The sequence below is a fragment of the Sphingobium xenophagum genome, from assembly GCF_031457465.1.
GTDB lineage: Bacteria > Pseudomonadota > Alphaproteobacteria > Sphingomonadales > Sphingomonadaceae > Sphingobium > Sphingobium xenophagum_A.
On record NZ_JAVDWV010000014.1, the window covers coordinates 1 to 20,424 of the forward strand.

Annotated in this window: 14 protein-coding genes and 1 pseudogene; 10 read left to right on the forward strand and 5 right to left on the reverse strand. The window is 60.3% G+C overall.

Going from position 1 to position 20,424, the window contains the following annotated elements:
- Positions 1 to 351, forward strand: a pseudogene (locus J2W40_RS14875) (oxidoreductase); the annotation flags it as partial.
- Positions 352 to 545: 194 nt separating this feature from the next.
- Here J2W40_RS14875 and J2W40_RS20600 read toward each other — a convergent pair.
- The 4 genes from J2W40_RS20600 to J2W40_RS14890 all read right to left on the reverse strand — a co-directional run bounded on the left by J2W40_RS20600 (position 546) and on the right by J2W40_RS14890 (position 6,080).
- Positions 546 to 680, reverse strand: a complete 135-nt coding sequence (locus tag J2W40_RS20600; protein WP_409050386.1) for an enoyl-CoA hydratase-related protein — start codon at positions 678 to 680, stop codon at positions 546 to 548.
- A 126-nt stretch (positions 681 to 806) separates the two neighbouring features.
- Positions 807 to 1,163, reverse strand: coding sequence for a thiolase family protein (locus J2W40_RS14880; RefSeq protein WP_310226182.1), 357 nt, complete (start codon positions 1,161 to 1,163; stop codon positions 807 to 809).
- Positions 1,164 to 1,386: 223 nt separating this feature from the next.
- Positions 1,387 to 4,314, reverse strand: a complete 2,928-nt coding sequence (locus tag J2W40_RS14885) for a TIM-barrel domain-containing protein (RefSeq protein WP_310226184.1) — start codon at positions 4,312 to 4,314, stop codon at positions 1,387 to 1,389.
- A 161-nt stretch (positions 4,315 to 4,475) separates the two neighbouring features.
- A complete protein-coding gene (locus J2W40_RS14890; RefSeq protein WP_310226186.1) occupies positions 4,476 to 6,080 on the reverse strand; it encodes an alpha-N-arabinofuranosidase in 1,605 nt (534 codons plus the stop codon).
- 353 nt (positions 6,081 to 6,433) lie between these two features.
- On the opposite strand from J2W40_RS14890, the gene J2W40_RS14895 reads away from it, so the two are divergent.
- The 7 genes from J2W40_RS14895 (at position 6,434) to J2W40_RS14925 (ending at position 15,954) form a co-directional block, all read left to right on the forward strand.
- A complete protein-coding gene (locus J2W40_RS14895; protein WP_310226188.1) occupies positions 6,434 to 9,400 on the forward strand; it encodes a TonB-dependent receptor in 2,967 nt (988 codons plus the stop codon).
- 140 nt (positions 9,401 to 9,540) lie between these two features.
- Positions 9,541 to 10,263 (forward strand): SapC family protein, encoded by a 723-nt coding sequence (locus J2W40_RS14900; RefSeq protein ID WP_310226191.1) that lies wholly within the window; start codon positions 9,541 to 9,543, stop codon positions 10,261 to 10,263.
- A 55-nt stretch (positions 10,264 to 10,318) separates the two neighbouring features.
- Complete coding sequence (locus tag J2W40_RS14905; RefSeq protein ID WP_310226401.1) at positions 10,319 to 11,284, forward strand: cupin-like domain-containing protein; 966 nt, start codon at positions 10,319 to 10,321, stop codon at positions 11,282 to 11,284.
- A complete protein-coding gene (locus J2W40_RS14910) occupies positions 11,281 to 12,783 on the forward strand; it encodes a tryptophan halogenase family protein (RefSeq protein ID WP_310226192.1) in 1,503 nt (500 codons plus the stop codon). The genes J2W40_RS14905 and J2W40_RS14910 overlap by 4 nt, the downstream gene beginning before the upstream one ends.
- Entirely contained in the window at positions 12,780 to 13,706 is a 927-nt protein-coding gene (locus tag J2W40_RS14915) for a glycoside hydrolase family 16 protein (RefSeq protein WP_310226194.1), read from the forward strand. The genes J2W40_RS14910 and J2W40_RS14915 overlap by 4 nt, the downstream gene beginning before the upstream one ends.
- A complete protein-coding gene (locus J2W40_RS14920) occupies positions 13,707 to 14,780 on the forward strand; it encodes a LacI family DNA-binding transcriptional regulator (RefSeq protein WP_310226196.1) in 1,074 nt (357 codons plus the stop codon).
- Positions 14,770 to 15,954, forward strand: coding sequence for an MFS transporter (locus J2W40_RS14925; RefSeq protein ID WP_310226197.1), 1,185 nt, complete (start codon positions 14,770 to 14,772; stop codon positions 15,952 to 15,954). Before J2W40_RS14920 ends, J2W40_RS14925 begins: the two co-directional genes overlap by 11 nt.
- On the opposite strand, the gene J2W40_RS14930 is transcribed toward J2W40_RS14925, so the two are convergent.
- Positions 15,936 to 16,076, reverse strand: coding sequence for a hypothetical protein (locus tag J2W40_RS14930; protein ID WP_310226199.1), 141 nt, complete (start codon positions 16,074 to 16,076; stop codon positions 15,936 to 15,938). The two genes, J2W40_RS14925 and J2W40_RS14930, sit on opposite strands and share 19 nt — an antisense overlap.
- Between J2W40_RS14930 and J2W40_RS14935 the strand changes: the two genes are divergently transcribed.
- Together J2W40_RS14935 and J2W40_RS14940 are read left to right on the forward strand one after the other, a co-directional pair.
- Positions 16,075 to 18,489, forward strand: coding sequence for a glycoside hydrolase family 3 protein (locus J2W40_RS14935; RefSeq protein ID WP_310226201.1), 2,415 nt, complete (start codon positions 16,075 to 16,077; stop codon positions 18,487 to 18,489). The two genes, J2W40_RS14930 and J2W40_RS14935, sit on opposite strands and share 2 nt — an antisense overlap.
- Positions 18,490 to 18,771: 282 nt before the next feature.
- Positions 18,772 to 20,421, forward strand: coding sequence for a glycoside hydrolase family 43 protein (locus J2W40_RS14940; RefSeq protein WP_310226203.1), 1,650 nt, complete (start codon positions 18,772 to 18,774; stop codon positions 20,419 to 20,421).
- Positions 20,422 to 20,424: the final 3 nt, after the last annotated feature.

Here is a 20,424-nt window from a genome sequence, read left to right on the forward strand (position 1 = left end):
GGACCGATCCATCCCGAACTGGGGATCGCCATGGACATGTCGATCCAGTTGAAGAGCGAAAGCGGGGCGATCTGCACCCTGTCGCTGTCGTTCAACAATGATGGGCCGCTCGGCACCTTCTTCCGCTATATCGGTGATACCGGCACCTATATCGCGCGCTATGACGATCTGTTCACGGGCAAGGAAGAGCCGATCGACGTGTCGAAAGTGGACGTGTCAATGAACGGCATCGAATTGCAGGACCGCGAATTTATCGGCGCGATCCGCGAAGGCCGCGAGCCCAATTCGAGCGTCGCCAAGGTATTTGATTGCTACCGCGTGCTGGGCGAACTGGAACAACAGCTCGTCTAATCGAAATCCCTTCGGGGTCGCACGAAAGGGCGCAGTCGGGGCAACCGGCTGCGCCCTTTTGCGTCAGGTCGTCAGCAGCGGATGCGCCATGCGCAGATCGTGCCGGTCGGCGTCGCGTTCCAATCGGCGCGTTCACGCAAATCCGCTCGGCCAGCGCCAGGGCGCCCTCGACAGCGCCGCTGGTCTCGATCACATCATTGACCAATCCGAGTTCGGACGCCCGTAGCAACGAAGCCGCGTTTCACCTCAGGCAGGGCAAATGATGATTGCTCCGACGCAACAGTCATATCGTGAGACAGGGCCAGTTCGCAGCCGCCGCCCACGCACATCGTGGCGCGCTGTGACTGCGCCTCTCGCCTTGTCAGTGACCAGCATGATCGTAGTCATAGAGACGATTTCCTGTGCGAACCGTCCTGCCTCTGCGGCAGCGACTGCACGCCCAGTTCGTTCTGGGCCTAGCGGCTGATATTATCGTGCCGCCCAACTATTCCCGTGGTTTCGAGCATGTTCATGCCCTGGTCGATGATCTGCTTGGCCACGGTGGCGACCGCCATCAGGCCCGATGCGCATTGGCGGTCAATGCTCATTCCCGCGACGGAAATCGGCAATCCGGCCCGTCGCGCACCTTGCCGGGCAATATTTGAGTGAGTTGCCCCCTGCTGCATGGCGCAGCCGAGCACCACATCCTCCACCTCCGCGCCTTCGAGCCCGGCACACTGGAAGGCACGGGCAATGGCATAGTCGGCCAGCGCCTGAGGCCGCGTATCGTTGAACGCACCCGGATACGCCTTGCCTATCGGCGTTCTGACCAACGAAACAAAACCGCTTCACGTCTAGGCGCAGCATGCTCCCCAAAAGCTGCGTCGCTTATTGTTAGGGATCGTCATATATTATTGCACGACCCAATCAGGAGCGTGGAGTGGATCTGTTGTGGGGAAGGCAGGCCGGGCAGTTAAAGTGGCTTCAACCTTCGCCCGCCGTGCCTTGTCTTCTTGTATTGCAAGCATCGCGCGGCAGTTCAGATCGGTCCGCCGCCTATCGCTGAGTGAACCGCACCACCTGACGCCGTCCATCATATAGGACGGTGCGTTCGGACGATATGAGAGCCTGCGTCCTGGTGTCTTTCCGCCCGATGATGGTGATCTTGAGCGGTCGCTGCTTAACCAGGGTAGGGAAAGATCCTTGCCGCTCGCTTATTTGCAACGTCGCTTTTGCATCGTTCCAAACCAGATCATAGCGCGCGGCCGCGCCCTTTTCGTAGGCGTAGGTTTCGTTGTCGTCCTCATAGAGCGTGAAGTGACCGTTCGCACCGGCATAGACGCGGATGTCATAGGGCGCATCGGGACGCTCCGTTGCATATTGCAGGACCGGCCCCATCGGGATGATCGATCCAGCGCGAACATAGAGCGGCAGGACGTCCAAGGGCGCATCACGCTTTGTCGTTTTGCCGCCCGGCAGTTTTTCATTCGTCCAGAAATCGAACCAGTCGGACCCTTCCGGCAGATAGGTCGCCATGCTGAAGTCGGGCGGTGCATGACGTGCAGCAGCGTCCCTTTTGAGCTCGGACGGCGTTCGCCATACAAATTGGAACACCCGCCCTCCTTCGGGATGGAAAAATTCCAGGCGTACGGGCAACTTTTCGCCCTTTTTCAGATTATAACGGACGGTACGTGTCCGCGTCGCGCTGCGGTTCCATTCGTCAATGACCGCCTTGCCACCCAGGAACATCCGCATGCCGTCATTGCCCCGCAGGCCGATTTCATATTCGCCATCCTCCGGCGCGATGATGTCGCCCTGCCATCGGGCTGAAAAATGACTGAGCGAGGTTAGGCCAGGCGGCAGTTCGGCCAAGGGCGGATCTGGCCATGTATGATCAATTTTCTGATCCACCGCTCTGCCACGCGGCGTTTCGAAATTTTCGCCCTGAAAATACTGCACATCGAGCCCCGGCTTGCCATCGGCCGTGCGCAGATCGCTGGCCGCCACGGTCGTCGGTGATGAGGGGAGGATATGATACATGGCGCGCGTGACGGGATGCACTAGCAGAGAAGAGCCAAACATGAAGCTGTCGCTGATGTCGCGCACTGCCGGATCGTCAGGAAAGTCCATCGCCAGCGGTCGCATGAGCGTATAGCCGTCCGACGTCACCTGGGCACTGAGACTGTAGATATAAGGGAGCAGCCGGTAACGCAGATGCACAGTATCGAGCAGCGTTTTGTAGAGCTGCGGGTCCAGCGTCTTGAAGATATAGGGTTCGCGCTCGACGTTTGTCCCATGTATACGCATGATCGGGTTGAAGGCGGCATATTGAAACCATCGGGCGAAAAGTTCGCGCCACGCGGGATTGTTTTCGCCGCCGGGAAAATCACTGACGAAGAAGCCGCCCGTATCCTGCGTCCAATAGGGATTGCCAGTAACAGTCACGTTGACGCCGCCTGCAATTTGCTGGGCGTAGGTCTTCCAACTTGCGTAGATATCGCCAGACCAGGACGCCGCGCCCGTGCGTTGCGCGCCCGCCCAAGCGGACCGAGTCAGCGTGAAGACGCGCTTGTCGCTGACGGCGCGCTGCCCCTTATAGGTCCCCTCGGTCGTCAGCAGCGAATAGGGATTGAGGTAGCGGGTGAAGTCCCCCATCGCATTGCTGCCCAGCGCCTTCGTATCGCGGACATTGTCGACCGGGTTCCACATGGCCGAACTGACCTCCACCTCCGTCCCGTCCATCCACAAGGCGTCGACACCTTTGTCGAGCAGGCCTGACTTTATGTGCTTGAAGTAGATGTCACTCCCCTTGGGGCTAAAGGCGTCATAGACGCGCGCCTGCTTGGAAATCCAGTGGAGCGGTTTGAAGCGCAAGCCATATTGGTCGAGCTCGTGGGCCAGCGGAGTATCGTTGCCGACCGATGGCCAGATCGACACCATCAGTTTCATATTCAGATCATGGATCGTGCGGCTCATCCCCTCCGGATCGGGGAAGCGCACCGGATCCCAAATCATGCCGGACCATTTGCCATCCTTATCGCTGCCCCAATATTGCCAGTCCTGCACGATATAATCGAGGGGGAAACCCTCCCTGCGAAAGGTCTTTGCTACCTCCACGATACGGTCCTGCGTGGGATATCGCTCCTTGCTCATGAAGAGGCCAAAAGCCTGCTTTGGGTACATAGGCGCGTCGCCCGTCAACCAGCGATAGGCACCGATGACGCCATCCATCGTGTCGCCGGCCATAAAATAATAGTCGACCCCGCCCGGCGCGCTTTCCGCCCACAGCCGCGCGCCCTGCACGTCATCCTTGAAGCGCATCTGCGAATAGCTATCCCAAAGGATGCCATAACGCTCCGTGGAGACCATCACAGGAATAATGATGCCAACATTGGTCTGAACCAGCAGCAACTCCTTGTTGCGGCGATTGACCTCGTCATCGCTGGTAAAACCGAGCCCGTAAATCCCCTCCTGGGGCTTGAGCGTGAAGCGGTTCTCCACCTCATAAGTCGGTGCATTGGAAATGACGCGCTTGTCGATCGACTGGGGGGTGTCCGGTTCTTCGCGCGTCAGCAGTCGTCCGGTGCGATCATAATAAGTGAGCGCGCCGCTCGCCTTGTCGATCACCACGCGCACCTTGCTACCCGTCAATTCGAGCGTTTGCGTACTATCCTCCATGGTGAAAGGCACAATGGCGGGTTCACGGATCACCACGAGACTGCGCTGCGTCCAATAAGACTCGCCCAGATGGGCGTTTACCCGTACGATCTGGGGAGAATAGAAGATGACGGATTTCACAACGCCGTTCAGGCGAAACTGCACGCCGTTCCGCAGCGGTTGAAAGGCGAAACGGCCATCCTGCCCCGACACGACCGCACGGGTCCGGCCCAGCTCGTCCAACCCGGTCGGCGTGTCAGCGGATTGGCCGTGGGCTTGCGCGGTCATCATGATGGCCGCGCCAGTCGCTATCAGAAATGCCCTCATATACCCTCTCTCCTGTCGGTCCGCGCGGGATTGCATCAGCGCGTGAAGTGCCAATAATCGAAGTCGAGCGACAACTGGTCTCCGCCAGTCTTGCTTCTGAAATGCCATGGCGGCTGCTCCAAAATGATCCTGCGCTTGAAAAGCCTCGCAACCCAAAACTGTTATGGTTGGACGGACAGCACCGTCACCGATTTGGGCGGCAGCGTCATCTGGATGCGGCCATTGCTGACCTTCGCCGATATTGGTCGCGGCACGACCATGTCCGGCTTCTCGTAACTGTTGACGGCATCCACCCGATCGGCCGTCAGAACGGTGCCCGACGCGAGGCGGGCACGCATGCCTGCAACTTCCGCGTCAATCTGCGCTGGCTTTGTCGGATCGACATTGGTCAGCGCGATCCACAACTTGCCATCCGTGTCACGCGCCGCGATCGCGTCGATGCGCGGAACGCTCACGTCGCCAAAGCGGTAGGTTCCGGCATCAAAGCTGATCGGGAGTCGCGTCGCGTCCTGGAACGGGACATACATTTTGAACAGATGATAGGTGGGGGTCAGCACCATCCTTGGCCCATCCGTCAGGATCATGGCCTGCAACACATTCACCATCTGGGCGATGGCCGTCATGCGCACTCGGTCCGCGTGGCGCGTGAACATATTAAGATTGATGGCGGCGATAATGGCGTCGCGGATCGAGTTTTGCTGATGGAGAAATCCGTCGCGACTGCCCGGCAGCTTGGCAAGCCAAACACCCCATTCGTCGATAACCAGCGGGACTTTCTTGTCCGGGTCATATTTGTCCATCACCGCCGCGTGGACACGGATCATATCCTCCATCTTCAGCGTATCCTGGATGAGCATGGCATATTCGCGCTCACCAAAATCCACACTCGAAAAGGAGGGCGGCCAGCTTATCCATGTATAGTGGTGCATCGAGAGTCCCTCGATGCTCCAACTCCAGTCATGCTCCTTCCAAGCCCGCATGACGGATTCGGTATAGGCCGTATCCAGTCCGCCCGGACCAACGGCAATCCGCTGCATCGGATCAGCCCCTGCGACCGATCCGCCCGCCGGATTGTCCGTCCCCTGCTGCTGAATATTGAGATTGCGGGCGAACCGCGCATAGCGTTTCATCTCATCGACATAATAGTCGGCGCGATATGCGCCGCCGCAACTCCAGCTTTCATTGCCGATGCCGAGAAATTTGACGCGATAGGGTTCGCGATGACCGTTGGCGGCACGCTCGGCTCCCGCAGTCGTGCCCGCATCAGCCGTCATATAGGCCATCCAGTCAGCCGCCTCCTTGACACTGCCAGAACCCATGTTGACGGAAATATAGGCTTCCGAGCCGATCTGCTGGAGGAAGTCGAAAAACTCGTCCGTCCCGAAATCATTTTTTTCCAGCGCGTTACCCCAACTGCCGTTCACCGTCACGGCGCGCTTGTCGCGCGGGCCAACGCCGTCGCGCCAATGATATTCATCGGCGAAGCACCCGCCTGGCCAGCGGACGCTGGGCACTTTCAGCGCCTTGAGCGCTTCCACCACATCGCTGCGAATGCCGCGAACATTGGGGATGGGTGACTCCTCACCCACCCAGACCCCGCCATAGATGCCGGTGCCCAGATTTTCCGCGAACTGGCCGAAAATATTGCGATCAATTTTGGGGCCCTCCCCTTGAGCCTCCACCGTCAGCCTGATCGGCGCTGACTGAGCGAGAAGCGGCGCGGGAATGGCAACAAAAGCCAATGCTACCAAGAGATTGAATTTCATAGATTGCATCCCCTCGTTTCCGCGCGCCCTATTTTCGACGCCCAAATTCAATAAAGCAATACTCATACAAATTCTACCGCCTATCTGCTGCGGTGAGGATATTCGGCCGGTTGACGCCCATTCCTGCTCCCCCGGCGATGCGCCTGTTCGCGTTCTACAGGACTGCAATCACTCTGTTTTGGATCGCGCAATCCACCCCCAAGGCCATGACGCTACGGGTTGCGCCCTATGTTCTACGGTTGCGCAATCCATCGGCAATAATCGCAAACGGATTGACCAAGTGAACGTTATCAATTAGGTGAACGTTCACAACAAGGGTGTCAGACGCCGATTCGCGGCGCGGGGAGGATAAAATGACAATTTCCAAAACTCGGACTCTATCCGTTTATGTGTCTGGCGCGTCCGCGATGGCCCTGAGCATGGGCATGCAGTCGGCCATGGCGCAGGACAGTGCTGTCGACGAAGCGCCAGCGGAAATCGTGGTCACGGGCATCCGGGCCAGTTTGAATGCCGCCCGCGACATCAAACGCAACGCCCAGGGTGTGGTGGATGCGATTTCGGCGGAGGATATCGGCAAATTCCCCGACACCAACCTCGCAGAATCGCTCCAGCGCATTACCGGCGTGTCGATCGACCGTTCGAACGGCGAAGGATCGACCGTTACGGTTCGTGGCTTTGGGCCGGAGTTCAATCTGGTGCTGCTGAATGGTCGCCAGATGCCCACATCGAGCTTGGGCGATGGTGCCAGCGCGCCGGCCAGCCGATCCTTCGACTTTGCCAATCTGGCGTCGGAAGGCGTCGCAGGCGTGGAAGTCTACAAATCCGGCCGCGCTACCCTGCCGACCGGCGGCATCGGATCGACCATCAATATCAAGACGCCCCGTCCCCTGGACCGGCCAGGTCTGAGGGGCAGCTTCGCGGTCAAGGGCGTCTATGACAGTTCGCGCAATGAGGGCAATCCGGTGACCCCGGAAATATCGGGCATCATTTCCGATACCTTCGCCGATGGCCTGTTCGGTATTGCCGTCACTGGATCGTGGCAGAAGCGCAAAGCCAGCGTGAATCAGGCCAATGTCGGTTGGCGCGATGGTTATCTGGGATCGGAAAATAACTGGGGTTCGCTGCCGCAGGCGGGTGATCCGCGCTTTGCCAATATCGACAATCGTCCTGGGCCTAACGACGTCTACCAGGTCCAGCAAAATGCAAGCTACGACCTTAATGATATCGAACGTGAGCGTCTGAACGGCCAGATCGTGTTGCAGGTGCGCCCCGCGGACAATCTGACCGCGACGTTCGACTATACCTATTCGCGCAATACCGTTCAGGTGCGCAATTCCAATGTCGGCGTCTGGTTCAACTTCAACGATGTGTCGAGCGCCTGGACCGATGGTCCGGTGGCGGGGCCGAAATTCTATTCCGAACAGTTCCAAGCGAACGAGGGCAAAGACCTTTCTTATTCAGGTGCGCTGACCGAGAACCGATCGACCAACAAATCCCTGGGCGGTAATATCGCGTGGGATGGGCCGGGCGGATTGCGGCTGGAGCTGGACGCGCATCATTCGACAGCGGAATCGGGCGCGAACAACCCCTATGGCACGAGCACGTCGGTCGGCACGGCGGTATTTGGCGTGCGCAGCCAGACCGTGAATTATACCAAAGACCTGCCAGTGATTTCGGTCGAAATGCATCCGGGCATCAATGCTTTGGACGCGGGCAATATTCAGGCGACCGGCAACGCTTTCCGTAACGCCTATTTCAAGGATCGTATCAACGAAGGCCAGCTACGCGGCCGTTATGATTTCGACTCCAGCATTCTCGACAGCCTCGATTTCGGCGTCACCTATATCGAAAACAAGGTGCGGTCCGCCTATGGCTTCATTCAGAACGACACGTGGGGCGGGTCCACGACCAAGGATCAATTGTCGGACGACCTGTTCACGCTGCAAAGCTTGCCGGACAAGTTCAAGGGTCTGTCGGGCGCGGGCGATCCGGCCATGCTCCAGCAATTCTATACGTTCAATTTCGAGAAGATGGTCGGCTTTCTTGACGATTTGAATGGCATTTGCGGCGGTGATGGCAATTGCCTGTCCACCTTCACAGTGGATCGCCGCATTCGTGAGCGGACCGTCGCGCCTTATGTGCAGGCCAACCTTGCCTTCGACCTTGCCAATCGTCCAGCCCATTTCCGCGCGGGCGTACGCTACGAAAAGACCAAGATTCGCTCTTCTGCGCTGGTGCCGATCCCCACTGGCACGCAATGGGTCTCCGCCAATGAGTTCAACCTGACTTATGGGACTGGTAGTGACTTTACGACCTTCCGAGGGGACTATGAAAACTGGCTGCCCGCCTTCGACATCGATTTCGAACCGATCGAAAATGTAAAGCTGCGCGCCGCCTACAGCCATACCATTACCCGACCCGACTATGCGTCGATGCAGGGCGGTCGTACGGTCGATCAGCTATTCCGTATCGGAGGCGGAACCGGCAGCCAGGGCAATCCCGGCCTGCTTCCGTACAAGTCGAAGAATATCGACCTGTCAGCCGAATGGTATTATGCACCATCCAGTTATGTGTCGGTCGGCTTTTTCGACAAGCGGGTACGTAACTTCATTGCCAGCACCCGGATTGATACCGACGCATTCGGCCTGACCAACCCGGCCGACGGGCCGCGCTATCGGGCGGCGGTCGCGGCATTGGGGGGCAATGCCAGCACAACGGACCTGCGCAACTATATCTTCGCCAATTATCCCGCGTCGGTCATTGTCGATAGCTTTGACCCCACCACAGGCAACTATACGGGCAAAATTCTGGGCCTGCCCGAAGATAGCGCGGTCAATTTCCAGGTATCGACACCGATCAACTCGGATCAGAGTGCCCATCTTTATGGCTTCGAATTCGCGATCCAGCATAGTTTCTGGGATACGGGCTTTGGCACGATCCTGAACTATACGATCGTTCGCGGCGACGCCGTATATGATAATAGCCAGCCGTCCAGCGTCCCGCAATTCGCGCTGACCGGCTTGTCCGACAGTGCCAACGCCGTCCTATTCTATGACAAGAACGGCATTCAGGCGCGTATCGCTTATAACTGGCGTGATAAGTTCCTCGCTGGAACCGGGCCCAATCCCTTCTACATCGAAGCCTATGGCCAGGTTGATGCCAGCGCGAGCTGGGAGTTCAAAAAAGGGTATACTGCCTTTGTGGAAGCCATTGATCTGACCGGCACCAGCCGCCGCGGCCATTTGCGTAGCGAAAATAACGTGTTCTTCGCCTCGCCAGGATATGCCCGTTATGGCGCAGGCCTTCGCGTCAACTTCTGACGGAATGACTTGATAGATTTCCGGCACGATGGGACAAGACCGTACCTGACAGGGTGCGGTCTTGTCCTGCATCGGCCAGGAGAAACATCGGTGGCAATACGGGACACCGGCATCATCGCCAATGGAGCCATTTGCGCGTCATGACCCAGCACCAGATTCTCGATTCCCTTACCCATCGTGACCTGCGCGTTCGCACGGACAGCGGGGCGGCGCTGGGCGATGCGGTGATGGCCTGCCTTTTGATGCCGGCTGAATTTCGACAGGCCCAGGCCCATTTCCCCATATTGTTCCGGCGCGACCTTGAAAGCGGAACATGGTCGGCCGTCGCGCTGTTCGGCTTTGCCAATGGCGAAAATCTCTTTCTGGAAGACGATCATTGGGATGCGAGCTACAAGCCACTGGCACAAGCAGTACAACCCTTCCTGATCGGCCGCTCGCCCGATGGAAGCAGGCCGCCGCAGGTGCATGTCGATATGGCCAGTCCGCGCCTTGTCCATGCGGGCGAGGAGGGCGTGCGCCTGTTCGACGAGACGGGACAGCCGACGGCGTGGCTGGACACTATCGCGCAACGGCTTGGCGATCTCGATGCAGCCTTTGTGGCGAGCACAGACTTTTTCGCCGCGCTGGAGCGCCATGCCCTGCTCGAACCGTTCACACTGGACGTGCCACTAGTCGACGGAACGCATAACAGCCTGGTAGGCTTTCACATCATTGATGAGGAACGGCTGCGCGCGCTCGATGCCGCCGCGCTCGATGATCTGCACCGCGCCGGGCATCTGATGGCGCTGTTCATGGCGGTGGCGTCGATCGCGCAATTCACGGAACTGGTCGCGCGCAAGAACCGTAGAGTAGCCGGTGACTGAGACCGGGCTGGCCAAGCTGCCGCCGGTTCGGGTGCTTGATGCGCCTGACGCTGCGATGCTTGATGCGTTGCTGCGGCAGGAGGCGACCCCATTCGTCATTCGCGGGCTGGTCCGCGATTGGCCGCTGGTGCAGGCAGGACTGGAATCGGACCGGGCTGCACGGGCCTATCTGCTGGCGCACGCCCGCGACCGCGAATTCGTCTTTTCCTCCGCACAGCCGGATGCCGGGGGGCGGCTATTTTACGATGCCGACATGGCGGTTAATTTCCGTATGGGCAAAGCCAAGCTGCCGGAAATTTTTGCAGGATTTGATACGGCCCGAGGGCAGGATGCGGCGCAAGTCCCTACCGTCTACCTCGGCTCGGTCGATATGCATGAATTTTTTTACGGGCTGGCCGACGCGAACCCCATGCCGCTGGGTTCGCGCATCCCGTTGGCATCTTTGTGGATCGGCAATGCGTCCCGCATCGCCGCCCATAATGATTTTCCGGACAATTTTGCTTGCTGCGCCGCCGGGCGTCGACGGTTCACCCTGTTCCCGCCCGACCAGTTCGCCAATCTTTATCTTGGCCCGATCGACATCACCCCGGCGGGGCGCCCAATCTCGATGGTCGATTTCGCGGCCCCAGATTTTACGACCTATCCCCGTTTCCGCGATGCGCTCGCGACCGCGCAGGTTGCCGAGCTTGAGCCGGGAGATGCACTGTTCATACCCTCGCTCTGGTATCATCATGTCGAAGGGCTGTCCGATTTCAATATATTGGTGAATTATTGGTGGCGCGACACGCCACGTTATCTGGGCCAGCCCCATAACGCGCTGCACCATGCGATCATGACCATCCGCGACCTGCCCGAAGAGGAGCGCGCGATCTGGCAGGCGATGTTCGACCATTATGTCTTTTCCGGCGGCGAGGCAGCCCGCGCCCACTTGCCGGAAAAGGGCCGCGGCGTACTGGCCCCGCTCGACGCGCAAACCGCCCAACGCCTGCATCATTTTCTGTTGAGGAGCCTGTCGCTATGAACACGACATCCTTGCCCCTTCGCATCGTCGTCGCCGGGGGCGGCACCGCCGGTTGGATGACGGCCGCCGCACTCGCCCGCACGCTGGGACCAGTTGCGCAAGTCACCTTGGTCGAAAGCGAGCAGATCGGGACGATCGGCGTGGGCGAAAGCACCATCCCGCCACTGGTCGCCTATAATTGCATATTGGGCATCAACGAAGCCGACTTCATGCGCGCGACCCAGGCCACGTTCAAGCTGGGGATCAATTTCGAAAATTGGCGCGTGCCGGGCGAAAGCTATTTCCACAGTTTCGGCGGGACCGGCAAGGATCATTGGTCGGCGGGGTTCCAGCATTTCTGGCTGCATGCCCAAACCCATGGATATGACGCGCCCTATGGCGACTATTGCCTGGAGTTGAAGGCGGCGGAGGCCAGTCGATTCGCACATTTGCCCGACGACCGGATGAACTATGCCTATCAGCTCGATTCGGGGCTTTACGCCCGCTTCCTGCGGAGGATGGCGGAAGCAGACGGCACCCAGCGGATCGAGGGGCGCATCGCCAAGGTCGAACTGGACGGCGACAATGGCGACATCGCCGCGCTCCTGTTGGACGGCGATCGCCAGATCGAAGGGGATCTGTTCATCGACTGTACTGGCTTTCGCGCCTTGCTGATCGAAGGGGCGCTGCATGTCGGCTATGATGACTGGACCCACTGGTTGCCTTGCGATGGCGCGGTGGCGATCCAGACCAGCAGCGTGCGGCCGCCCGTCCCCTATACCCGCGCCATTGCGCATGAGGCGGGCTGGCAATGGCGCATCCCGCTCCAGCACCGGCAGGGCAATGGCATCGTCTATTGCAGCAGCTTCATGGACCCGGACGCTGCGCTCGAAAAACTGCTGGCCTCGGTCGAAGGCGACAGGCTGGTGCAACCCAACCCGATCCGGTTCCGCACCGGGGCACGGCGGCGGCAATGGCATCGCAACTGCGTGGCGGTGGGTCTGTCTGGCGGGTTCATGGAACCGCTGGAATCCACGTCCATCCACCTGATCCAACGGGCCGTGCTGCGCATCTTGCGGATGCTGCCCGCGGGCACCGTAAGCCCGCTCGACATCGCCGAATTCAACGATCAACAGATGACGGACATGGAGCAGATCCGTGATTTCCTCATCCTGCACTATAAAGCCACGGACCGGCGCGATACGCCCTTCTGGCGTCATTGCGCGGCGATGGCGGTGCCCGACAGCCTCACCCACCGCATGGAATTATTCCGGCAGACCGGCCGCGTCTTCCGCAAGAATGAGGAATTGTTCGCGGAAAATAGCTGGGTGCAGGTCATGATGGGTCAGGGCATCACCCCGCAAAGCCATCACCCCATAGCCGGGAAGCTGAGGTCCGACGAACTGAACCATCTCATGACGTCACTCAAGCATCAGGTGTCCCGTACCGTGGCGAACCTGCCGGATCATGCCGCCTATATTGCGCGCTATTGCAGCGCGCAGGAGCCGGTGGCGGCATGATCGCGCGCCTCCTCATCGCGACGCTGCTGTGCGCCGGTGCCGAAGTAGCGGTCGCCGCACCGGAACAGCCGGGCTGGCGCAAGGTTTGGGCGGATGAATTTGATGGTCCGGCGCTGGACCCACGCAAATGGAACTTGGCTGATAATTGCTGGGGCGGGGGCAATGAAGAACAGCAATGCTATACCCCCTCTGCGGCCAACCATCGGGTCGCCAATGGCCTATTGGACATCATCGCTCGGCAGGAGAGACATGAAGGCCCGGCTTTCCCGCCGGATCAGCGCAATACACCTGAGAAGGTGCGCGCAACCCGCACCAAACCCTTCACATCGGCGCGCCTTTCGACCGATGGCAAGGCGGCCTGGCTTTATGGCAAGGCACAGGTCCGCGCGAAACTGCCGCAGGGCCAGGGAACATGGCCCGCCATATGGATGCTGCCCGAAGGGTGGGATTATGGCGGCTGGGCGCAGTCCGGCGAGATCGACATCATGGAAGCCGTCAATCTAGGCACGCCCTGTGATACCTGCCGAGGGCAGGTCGAGGATCGTGTCCTGGGGACGATCCACTTTGGCGGTCTCCCGCCACGCAACCGCTATATCGGCGACGAAACGCCTATGCCGGCCCCGCTTGATGGCTTCCATGTCTATGAAATCGAGTGGGACGTCACTGGCATCGTTTGGCGGGTGGACGGCGTGGAGTTTGCACGGCGCGCGGCGCATGAATGGCACAGTCTGGGGTCGGACAAGCCAGGCGCGCCGTTCGACCGCCCCTTCCATCTCATTCTCAATCTTGCCATCGGCGGCCACTTGCCCGAAGGACGCAACAGCAAGGGCGTCGATCCGACTGGCTTGCCCAAGACGATGCAGATCGATTGGGTGCGTGTCTGGCAGAAAGACGCCGTTCCCCCGACGGAGAATGGGCAGTAAATGGCGCGACGGCGGCTGGCAGTCACGATCAAACATGTTGCGGCAGATGCGGGCGTATCCCTGCAGACGGTGAGCCGCGTCATCAACAGCGAGCCCAATGTCCGCCCGGAAATGCGCGATCGCGTGCAGGCGTCGATTGATCGGCTGGGCTATGTGCCGTCCATTGCGGCCCAGCGGATGAGTGGATCGCGCTCCTATCTTATTCTGGCGCTCAACGATCGCGAACGCACGATCGCGGATTGGCGCGCGCGCCAGGGCACGGACTGGGTCGACCAGATGCTGTTGGGCGGCATGCTGGAATGTGCCGAACATGGCTATCGCATGATCTTCGAACTGGTCGATACCCATGCCGATCATCTGGAACGTGAATTGGGCGCTGCTTTGGCGGCGCTCCAACCCGATGGCGCGATCCTGACGCCACCCCACTCCGATAATCCCCGCATATTGGCGACGCTGAAGCGTCACCATGTACCCTATGCCCGTATCGGGGCGCAGGGGCATGAGGATGGCGCGCTGCCGGCGGGTATCCGCGTGTCGATGGACGATGAAGGCGCCGCGCGACGCGCCACGCGGCATCTGCTGGATATGGGGCATAGGCGCATCGGGTTCATAGCCGGCCCCGCCGAATATCGACTGTCGGGCTGGCGCGTGGATGGCTGGCAGGCGGAAATGGCGGCAGCCGATCTGAAGACCGATGGACTGATCGAAACGGGCGATTTCAGCTATGCTTCCGGCTTGCGGGCTGCGAAGGCCTTGCTTATGCGCGCCGAACGGCCAACCGCTATCATCGCCAGCAACGATCAGATGGCACTCGCCACGATCGAGGCGGCGCGCGACGCGGACCTTATTATTCCTGCCGATCTGTCGCTGGTCAGTTTCGATAACACGCCGCTTGTCCGCTTCACCACCCCGCCGCTGACCGCTGTAGACCAACCCATTGCCGAGACAACGGCCATGGCGGTGCGCCTGCTCATCACAGCGCCCAGTGTGACGCTCGATCCGCCCGCGCCCGTCATCATACCGATGGGTCTGGTCGAGCGGGCTTCTACCGCGCCCCCGCCCGATGTCGCCTAAACAAGCGGCGGCGGGTAGCGATCGTCGCTTCCTGTTTCTCTATGCGCTCGCGTGGGCAGGTGCCGCCATCGCCTACACCCCCTTTTTGACCATCTTGCTGCCCGTGCGCGTTGATCTTCTGGCGGGGACCGACAATGTCCAGTGGCTGGCCATCCTCACTTTTGTCGGGGCCATCGCCGCCAGCCTCGCCAACATCCTCTTTGGTTGGCTGAGTGATGTCAGCGGCTCTCGCCGTCTTTGGGTCTTGGTCGGCTTGTTATCGTCAAGCGTGTTGCTGGGCCTGTTTCCTCATGTCGACCGATTTGGGCCGCTGGTCCTGCTGATCCTGCTCTGGCAGATGGCGCTCAACATGATGCTGGGTCCATTGGCGGCCTGGGCCGGGGACTGCGTGCCTGATAGGCAGAAAGGGCGGCTTGGCGGGTTGCTTGCCTTTGCGCCAGCATCAGGCGCATTGGCGGGATCAGTGGTTACGATGCCCGGTCTTGCCGATCCACCGCTGCGCTTTGCGATGGTCGCTTTGCTGGCAATGTCGTGCATCCTGCCGCTTGTGCTGCTGGGCCAATCCGGCAAGGTAGCAACGCAACGTCCGCGTGACGATGCCGTAGCTCCCCTGCCTTGGCTCCGCGCCATGGTTACCCGCATGTGGTGCGCGCGCCTGCTGGTCCAGATCGCCGAAGCCGCCCTGTTCGCCTATCTCTATTTCTGGTTCCAGACGATCGACGGGCGGTTCGACGATAGCCTCACCGCGCGCATCCTGACCCTGGTTCTGTTTCTGGCAGCACCTTGCGCCTTGATCGCGGGCCGTTGGGCTGACCGTCATGATCGGCCGATCTTTCCACTCTGCATTGCTGCCATTCTTGCCGCCCTTGGCCTTGCCGCCATGGCCATGGCGCGGGGACCAGCCGCAGCGGTTACCGGCTTTTTGGTGTTCGGCCTTTCGAGCAATGTCTTTCTTGCGCTGCACAGCGCGCAAACGTTGCGAGTGTTACCCTATGACGGACGGCGCGGCCGCAATCTGGGGCTGTTCAACCTCACCAATACCGTACCATCGCTTATCATGCCGTCGCTGACCCTGGTGCTGGTGCCGAATCTCGGTTTCTCCGGGCTTTTCCTGGTATTGGCCTTCCTGTCCATTATTGCGGCCGTCCTGTTGCGTCACGCAGATCGGTGCTGACGACCAATTGCCGCAAAAGGCTTGATCCCGCTCGCAACCCATGACAAACAGGGATTGAGAACGTTCACAGAAAACTGACGAGGAAGGATGCCGATGCGCTCAGCAGCGGGAATCATGATCATGGCGCTGGCCATTGGCGGCAATATGCAGGCGTGGGGACAACAGCGTGCAGCGCTCGACCCGACCGTGGTGCCACCGGCGGCGAAAGCCAATCCCGCAGTATGGCCTGCCGCACGCAGCCCTGCGGCGATCACCGATCGCCAAACCGAAGCCGCGATCAACCGCCTTATCGCACGCATGACGGTGGAGCAGAAGGTTGGCCAGACGATTCAGGCGGACATCAGTGCCATCACGCCCGCCGATCTTGCCCGCTATCCCTTGGGGTCCATCCTGGCAGGCGGTAATTCCGGGCCGTTCGGCGACGAACGCGCCGATGCCGCGACCTGGATCAAGCTGGTGCGCGATTATCGGACCGCGTCTGAAAAGGCGGGCGCTGGCATCCCGATCCTGTTCGGCGTTGACGCTGTCCATGGCCATTCGAACCTGCCGGGCGCGACAATTTTCCCGCACAATATTGGCCTTGGCGCGGCGCGTGATCCAGAACTGATCCAGCGCATCGGCATGGCCACCGCCGCCGAAATCGCCGGTTCGGGTATCGAATGGACCTTCGCCCCCACATTGGCAGTGCCGCAGGATCTCCGCTGGGGCCGCAGCTATGAGGGCTATGCCGCCGATCCGGCGTTGGTGAAAGCCTATTCCAAGGCGATGGTCGAGGGCCTGCAAGGTGATCTGTCGATTGGAAAGCCGCTTGGTCCATTGCGGGTGGCGGCAACCGCAAAGCATTTCCTGGCGGATGGTGGCACGGAAAATGGCAAGGATCAGGGCGACGCCCGATTGCCCGAAGCAGAGCTGATCCGCATCCATGCGCAAGGCTATCCTGCCGCCATCGACGCAGGGGCTCTCACCGTTATGGCCAGTTTTTCGAGTTGGAACGGTGCCAAAAACCATGGCAATCCGACCCTGCTGACCGATGTTCTGAAAAAGCGGATGGGGTTTGAAGGGCTGATCGTCGGCGATTGGAATGGTCACGGGCAAGTACCCGGCTGCACCGTCACGGATTGCGCGGCGTCGATCAATGCAGGACTGGACCTGTTCATGGCGCCCGATAGTTGGAAGGGTTTGTTCGACGCCACGCTGCGCGATGTGCGCAACGGCACGATTCCGATGGCGCGAATGGATGATGCCTTGCGGCGCAATTTGCGCGTCAAATATAAGCTAGGCCTGATGGGGCCGACCCGCATCGCGCGCGGCGATCCGGCTTTGGTCGGAGCCGATGCGCATCTGGCGATCGCCCGCGAAGCCGTTGCCAAATCGCTTGTCCTGCTCAAGAATGAAGGGTCGCTGCTTCCGATCCGTCCCGGTGCGAAAGTCCTGGTCACGGGACCGGGTGCCGACAATATGGCGATGCAGGCGGGCGGCTGGACCATAACCTGGCAGGGCACCGACACGAGCGCCGCCGATTTCCCCAAAGGCAGCACCATCGGCCGTGCCATCATTGATGCAGTCAAGCAGGCGGGAGGCAGCGGGCAGTTGGCACCGGCCGGGGATTTTACCGACAAGCCTGATGTTGCCATCGTCGTTTTCGGCGAACAGCCCTATGCCGAATTTCAAGGCGACGTGTCGAACCTCATCTTTCAAGGTCAGGATGGTGAACGCGAACTGCTTGCCAAGTTGAAGGCGCAAGATATCCCGACCGTTGCGCTTTTCCTGTCGGGCCGCCCGCTGTTCGTCGGCCCGGCCTTCAATCTCGCTGATGCGTTCGTCGCAGGCTGGCTGCCCGGATCGCAGGGGCAGGGTGTCGCCGACGTACTGGTGGCGGGCAAGGATGGCAAAGCCGTCCGCGACTTCACGGGTCGCCTGCCCTTCGCCTGGCCAGCGGACGCCCGCTCTCCTGTCACAGCCCCGCTCTTCCCGGTCGGATATGGCCTCGACTATGCGCACCCCCACAGCCAAGGTCCAGTGAATGAAGACCCCCGTGTGGAACAGGGTCCTGCGGTCAGCGACAGCCTTTTTCTGCGCACGGGTCGCGTGCTTGATCCATGGCGACTGGGCCTCGACAGCAACGTGTCGATGCGCGCGGTCGATATCGCCGCGCAGGAGGATGGACGTCAGTTCAAGTGGAGCAGCAAAGGTGATGTCGCGATCGACGGCCCCCCGGTCGATATGCTGCGGCAACTCAATGGCGGCTTTGCCTTGCGCGTTGATTGGCGGGTGGATGCCCGCGGCACTGGCCCGGTTTCGATCGCAATGGGCAATGCGCGGCTGGATGTCAGCGCGCTGGTAGCGGCGGCACCACTGGGCCGGGAAAGCAGCATCCAGATCCCGCTCCAATGTTTCAAAGACAAGGGCTTGGATTTCAAAGCGGTTGGCACGCCCTTCCGTATGGGGGCCGACGCAGCAACGATGGTCAGCCTGCGCAATGTGCAGATCGAGGGTAGCGGGGCGCCCATGGCCTGCCCGCCAGCCGCGCCATGATGACGTGAGTCACGATGCCACCCTTTTACCATGACGGCTTCCCCCCACTGGCCCGCCCCTTTTCCAAGGGGCGGGCAATTTTATTGCATAGCATCGCCCAATCCCGGTCATCTCCGACGCGGGGATGTCTCGTTCACATGATCTTTCGCAACCGGGTCGACAAGGATATATGTTAGCGCTATCACCTATCGGACCGGCAGGGTGAGACGATTCAAACACGTCCTCCCGTTCAGATCGCGACCGATAATTGGAGGAGAGGGACTGATGCACATGGGCCAAGGAATGAGGGGACGGCTGCTGCCCTTCGTCGCATTGATGCTATCTGGTGCGGTGGCCCAGGCCGAACCGGCGCGCTTCGACCGCTTCACCTATGAGGGCAGGTCCATTGAGCAGGTGAAGGCCGGACCAGGCGAATATATCAATCCCATATTGTCGGGTTATTATCCCGATCCCACTATTACCCGCGTCGGCGACGACTATTATCTCGTCAATTCCTCCTTCGCCCATTTCCCCGGCCTGCCGATTTTCAAGTCGAAGGATCTGGTGAACTGGGTCCAGATCGGCAATGCGATCGACCGGCCCAGCCAGCTCGATTTTACCGGTCGCCGCACATCGGAAGCCGTCTTCGCACCCGACATCAGCTGGCATGATGGCGTCTTCTACATCGTCAATACCTGCGTCGCTTGCCGCAACAACTTCGTCATCACCGCCACTGATCCCGCCGGTCCCTGGTCCGACCCCATCTGGCTGCCCTTTGAAGGGATCGACCCGTCCATTTATTGGGAGGGAGACAAGGCCTATATCGTCAACAACCGCGCGCCCGATGAACAGCCCCGCTATGACGGGCATCGCGCCATCTGGATTCAGGAATATGACTGGCGCGCCGGCAAAATGGTCGGCCCCAGCACCCAGTTGATCAACGGCGGCGTCGACATCAGCAAAAAGCCGGTATGGATCGAGGGCCCGCATATTTTCCGCAAGGATGGCTATTATTATCTGACCGCCGCCGAAGGCGGTACCAGCGTCAATCATTCCCAGGTCGTGCTGCGATCGAAGAAACTGCGCGGCCCCTATCTTCCCTATGCGGACAATCCCATTCTCACCCAGCGGGATATGGACCCCAACCGGCCCGATCCGATTGGGTCCGCCGGGCACGCCAAGTTGATCCAGACGCAAAAGGGGGACTGGTGGGCGACCTTCCTGGCGGTACGCCCCTATGAGGGCGACTTCTACAATATCGGGCGTGAAACCTTCCTGCTGCCCGTAACATGGAAGGATGGCTGGCCGATCATTTTGCCCCGTGGCGAAAAGATACCCCATGTGGGCAAGGTGCCTGACCTGCCCGCCCAGCCTGGCCCTGCGCTGCCGATGAGCGGCAACTTCACCTACACCGATGATTTCGACGGCGATCGTCTGGCGATGCAGTGGATCGGCATCCGCACACCCCGCCAGCCCTTCTATCGCGTGACCAACGGCGCGCTGGAACTGGAAAGCGGCACGCCGCTGGGTGATCTGAATGGCGTTCCGGCCTTCGTCGGACGGCGGCAGCAACATGCCATCGCCACCATGTCCACGACCATTCGCTTCACCCCGGAAAAGGATGGCGACACCGCCGGGCTAGCCGCAATCCAGAGCGACCGCAGCCATATAGTGTTCGGCATTACCCAGGTTGGGGGTAAAAAGATGGTCACGCTGGCGTCGCGGGACAATGCCGATACCGATACGCTGGTCGCCTCCGCACCGCTGACCGCCACCGGCCCGGTAACGCTCACCATCCGCGCCGATGGTGGCAAGATGGCGTTCGACTATGAAGTGGACGGAAAGCGGGCGACGCTCAAATCCGATCTGGACGCGACACTGCTGAGCACGCGCAAAGCAGGGGGGTTCGTCGGAACGGTCGTCGGTCCCTATCGCCACACCCCTGCATCCTGAAAA